The organism is Rhodococcus sp. 7Tela_A2, from assembly GCF_049311045.1.
GTDB lineage: Bacteria > Actinomycetota > Actinomycetes > Mycobacteriales > Mycobacteriaceae > Rhodococcus.
Map to the genome: position 1 here is coordinate 1 of NZ_JAXION010000193.1, position 3,950 is coordinate 3,950.

The 3,950-nt window shown below is 69.4% G+C and carries 4 protein-coding genes; 2 read left to right on the top strand and 2 right to left on the bottom strand.

Translation table 11 applies throughout. The features are described 5' to 3' along the window. Window positions 1-112: 112 nt before the first annotated feature. Both tsf and rpsB read right to left on the bottom strand, forming a co-directional pair. Window positions 113-937 (bottom strand): translation elongation factor Ts, encoded by an 825-nt coding sequence (gene tsf, locus TVH25_RS20935; RefSeq protein WP_072698617.1) that lies wholly within the window; start codon window positions 935-937, stop codon window positions 113-115. A gap of 132 nt (window positions 938-1,069) precedes the next feature. Further along, entirely contained in the window at window positions 1,070-1,939 is an 870-nt protein-coding gene (rpsB, locus tag TVH25_RS20940; protein WP_072698618.1) for a 30S ribosomal protein S2, read from the bottom strand. 302 nt (window positions 1,940-2,241) lie between these two features. Here rpsB and TVH25_RS20945 point away from each other — a divergent pair, with 302 nt between their 5' ends. Together TVH25_RS20945 and ligD are read left to right on the top strand one after the other, a co-directional pair. After that, complete coding sequence (locus TVH25_RS20945) at window positions 2,242-2,775, top strand: M23 family metallopeptidase (RefSeq protein ID WP_422425380.1); 534 nt, start codon at window positions 2,242-2,244, stop codon at window positions 2,773-2,775. Window positions 2,776-2,855: 80 nt separating this feature from the next. Further along, on the top strand, window positions 2,856-3,827 hold the full coding sequence (gene ligD / locus TVH25_RS20950; RefSeq protein WP_169620550.1) for a non-homologous end-joining DNA ligase: 972 nt from the start codon (window positions 2,856-2,858) through the stop codon (window positions 3,825-3,827). The last annotated feature ends 123 nt before the right edge of the window (window positions 3,828-3,950 follow it).

The following is a 3,950-nucleotide window of genomic DNA, read 5'->3' on the forward strand; positions in this document are numbered from 1 at the left end:
GTGCGCGGGGGGGGGGCCCCCCCGCCGGGGGGCGGGGGGGGGGCGGGGGGGGGGGCCCTCACCCCCCTCGCCCCCCCCGCCCGCGCGCCGGGGGGGTCGAGAAGCAGACATTCTAGCTGGCGCCGACCTCGAACCGCACGAAGCGGACGACGGTGGCACCGGCCTCGTCGAGGATCGCCTTGACGGTCTTCTTCGAGTCCGTGACGGAGGCCTGCTCGGTGAGCACGACATCCTTGAAGTAGCCGTTGACGCGGCCTTCGACGATCTTCGGGAGTGCAGCCTCGGGCTTGCCCTCGGCCTTTGCGGTCTCCTCGGCGATACGACGCTCGTTGGCGACGATGTCCTCGGGGACCTCGTCACGGGTGACGTACTTGGCCTTGAGCGCAGCGATCTGCATCGCGGCGGCACGCGCGGCCTCGGCGGCAGCGTCGCCTTCACCGGTGTACTCGACGAGCACGCCGACCGACGGCGGCAGGTCCGAAGCACGCTTGTGCAGGTAGACGGACGTCTGGCCGTCGAACGACGCGACGCGGCGAAGCTCGAGCTTCTCGCCGATCTTCGCGGACATCTCCTGGACCAGCGCGTCGACCGTCTTGCCGTCGATCTCGACGGCCTTGAGGGCGTCGACATCGGCGGGACGCGCCTGCGCGGCCGCGGTGACGATCGTGTCGGCGAGAGCCTTGAACTCGTCGTTCTTGGCGACGAAGTCGGTCTCGGAGTTCAGCTCGACGAGCACGCCGTCCTTGGACACGACCAGGCCTTCGGCGGTGGAGCGCTCGGCGCGCTTGCCCACGTCCTTGGCACCCTTGATGCGCAGCTGCTCGACGGCCTTGTCGAAGTCGCCGTCGTTGTCGGCGAGAGCGTTCTTGCAGTCCAGCATTCCGGAGCCGGTGAGCTCACGGAGACGCTTGACGTCGGCGGCGGTGTAGTTCGCCATGGAAGCGAGCCTCCTGTGTCTGTGATGGAAAGTCTCGGAGTGCGGGCGGCGCAGCGAATGTCCGGGCCGCTCGCGAACAGACGGCCCCGACCATGGATCTTGCGATCTACCGGTCGGGGCCGTCCATCGGGATCAGGCCTCGGGCGTTGCGTCCGCGGCAGGTGCCTCGGCAGCGGGAGCTTCCGCGGCGGGAGCCTCTGCAGCAGGGGCCTCGGCCTCGGCGGCCGGGGTGGCCTGCGAGAGCAGTTCCTGCTCCCACTCGGCGAGCGGCTCGGCGCCGGCCTCGGGCTTGGCGTCGGCGTCCGTGCTCTTGCCGGCGCGGGCCTGGAGGCCCTCGGCGACGGCGGAAGCGACAACCTTGGTCAGAAGCGCAGCCGAACGAATCGCGTCGTCGTTACCCGGGATCGGGTAGTCGACGAGGTCGGGATCGCAGTTCGTGTCCAGGATCGCGATGACCGGGATGTTGAGCTTGCGAGCCTCACCGACGGCGATGTGCTCCTTGTTGGTGTCGACGATCCACACGGCCGACGGAACCTTGGCCATATCGCGGATACCACCGAGGGTGCGATCCAGCTTGTTCATCTCACGCGTGAGCATGAGGATTTCCTTCTTGGTGCGACCCTCGAAGCCACCGGTCTGCTCCATGGCCTCCAGCTCCTTCAGGCGCTGCAGGCGCTTGTGGACGGTGGAGAAGTTGGTGAGCATGCCGCCGAGCCAGCGCTGGTTCACGTACGGCATTCCGACGCGAGTGGCCTCTTCGGCGATGGATTCCTGCGCCTGCTTCTTGGTGCCGACGAACAGGATCGTGCCACCGTGGGCGACGGTCTCCTTGACGAATTCGTACGCCTTGTCGATGTACGTCAGCGTCTGCTGCAAGTCGATGATGTAGATGCCGTTGCGGTCGGTGAAGATGAACCGCTTCATCTTCGGGTTCCAGCGTCGAGTCTGGTGACCGAAGTGGGCGCCGCTGTCGAGCAGCTGCCTCATGGTTACGACAGCCATGGCTGTTGTCTCTCTTTCGTGTCGGTTGATGCGGGCGATCTTGCGATCCCCGCCCTGGCGTCCACATGCCCGTCGAACCCTTGCGGGACCGATCGACGGCCATCGGGTGTACACCGTACGAACGGGTGACACCGTGCGCGGACGCGCGAAGTCGATCTGCGAACACAGACCGCCCGACAAGTGTACGTGCCCAGGTGCCGGATCGCTAAACCGGCACGTCGCCCCTGTGGAGCACTCCCGCTTTGTCCACAGACCCGGATCGGGTCTGTCGCTCGGGCGGCTGCGGACGGCACCCTTCCTGCATGAGTATCGCGGCCGTCCGCCGGATCGTGTCCCGCAGCGCCTGCCTCGCGGTGCTGGTGTTCACCGTGGGGACCGTCCCGGCCCTGGGCGGCCCCCTCCGGGCCGCCGGGCCCCCCGCCGGTCCGCTGTTCGGATGGCCGCTCGATCCCCGGCCCGCCGTCACCCGCGCCTTCGACCCGCCCGACCGGAATTGGCTGCCCGGTCACCGCGGCGTCGACCTGGCCGCGTCGCCCGGACAGCACGTCCGGTCTGCGGGTGACGGTGTGGTGGTGTTCGCAGGCACCGTCGCGGGGAAGCCTGTCGTGTCCGTCGACCATCCCGGTGGGCTGCGCACGACGTACGAACCCGTCGTCGCCGCGGTCGTGTCCGGGCGGCGCATCGGGCGCGGCGATCCGATCGGCACCGTCGAGAGCGGTCACGAGGGGTGCCCGGTCGCGGCGTGCCTGCATTGGGGACTGCGCCGGGACCGGGACGAGTATCTCGACCCCCTCCCCCTCGTGGAGCGACCGGTGATCCGTCTCCATCCGGTGTGACCGGCATCGAGGACGAGTAACCGGGGACCACGCTGCCGATTCGCCGATCACCGCCCGGGTGGATGCCGCAGACTCGGTCTATGCCTTCCGCGTCGACGGAGCCGTCCCCGATGCTGGCGACCCTCGGCGTGCTGCCGGCCGGGGACGGCTGGGCATTCGAGATGAAATGGGACGGTGTCAGGGCGATCGCGCGGGCCGGAGCCGACGACTGCCGATTCTCGAGCCGCAACGGCAACGACATCACCGTCTCCTATCCGGAACTGCCCGGCCCGGTGTCGATCGCCCTGGGCGGCCGCGAGGCGGTACTCGACGGCGAGATCGTCGCGCTCGATGCGAAGGGAAGACCGTCGTTCCACCGGCTCCAGCGCCGGATGCACGTGCAGCGGCCCACGCCTGCGTTGCGACGCGAGATCCCGGTGGTGCTGTACCTGTTCGATGTTCTCGCCGTCGACGGCCGGTCGACCACCGCGTTGCCGTATGCCGAGCGCCGGGCCGTGCTCGACGATCTGGTGCGGCCGAGTCCGCAGGTGCAGATCCCGCCGTACTGGACCGATGTCGACGGCGCGCAGATGCTCGACCTCGCCCGCCTGCACGGGCTCGAAGGCGTGGTGGCCAAACGCCTCGACTCGACGTATCTGCCCGGGGCCCGGGCGCCGAGCTGGATCAAATCACCGCTGCGGAACAACACCGAGGTCGTGGTCGTCGGCTGGCTCCCCGGGTCGGGGTCGGCCGCCGGAGGCATCGGTTCCCTGATTCTCGGCGCGCACGACGACGAAGGGCAGCTGGTGTACATCGGGAAGGTCGGCACGGGTTTCACCGCCGCAACCCGGCGGACGCTGCGCGCACAACTCGATTCGCTCGAGCGGACGACGAGCCCGCTGGCAGTCCCGGCACCGGCTCGCGACACCCGCGATGCGCACTGGGTCGAGCCTGTCCTCGTCGGCGACGTCGAGTTCCGCGAATACGCGGGCGGGAGCCTGCGCCATCCGAGCTGGAAAGGACTACGGACCGACAAGTCGCCGGCCGAGGTAGAGCTACCGGGCAAGCACTGAGCAGCGCGCCGCGACCCTCGGCCGGACCGGAGACACCCGGATCGTCAGCCGCGGCCGGCCAGCCCGCCGGCCCACCGCGGCAACTCGGCCCCCCCCCACCCCGCCACCGCGCCGCAGGCACCC